This window comes from Zoogloea sp. LCSB751, assembly GCF_002028455.1.
In the GTDB taxonomy this organism is placed as follows: Bacteria; Pseudomonadota; Gammaproteobacteria; order Burkholderiales; family Rhodocyclaceae; genus Zoogloea.
In genome coordinates this window covers 1-485 of the sequence record NZ_MWUM01000090.1, presented here as the reverse complement: position 1 = coordinate 485, position 485 = coordinate 1, and the positions used below count along the sequence as shown (strand labels likewise).

At 66.6% G+C, this 485-nt stretch carries 1 protein-coding gene; it reads right to left on the bottom strand.

Annotated features, from left to right (window positions below; translation table 11 throughout):
- Positions 1-455 (bottom strand): transposase DNA-binding-containing protein (locus B4920_RS25870; protein WP_305847123.1); only part of this gene is annotated, 455 nt, incomplete at its 3' end.
- Between the last annotated feature and the right edge of the window lie 30 nt (positions 456-485).

The following is a 485-nucleotide window of genomic DNA, read 5'->3' as shown; positions in this document are numbered from 1 at the left end:
ATCCGCTCGTAGCTCTCCACCCAGCGCACGCTCTCCAGAATCCCGCCCCGCGGTGTGTCCCCCTTCTTGAACTCCCGCGCCCAGGTCCAGGCATTGGTGACGCCCAGCGGCTCCCGTTCGGGGCTGACGACATAGGTCGGGTGCAGGTACAGGCCCCGCTGGGCCTCGTAAGACAGCGGCCCCAGCCCACTCATCGCCTGGCCGTTGTAGTCCAGCTCCGTGGTGTCCTGCAGGCACAGCACCACTGCATGTTCCCGGATCCGCGCCTGGCTGGCTTGGGCATGCGCCGTCAGGATCTCCTCCCAGCCCACCTGATCATGGCTCAGGAAGCGATACGCCGCCGCCGTCTCCGCCCAGTTTCCACAGGCACCGGGGATGCTCGCTCCAGGTTGCTGACCCAGCCGCTCGGCCAGCAGAACCGCTCGCTTGTTCAACCGCCGATCGCCCAGCTGTATCGTCCCGAACTCGTCTCTCGCCCAACTCAT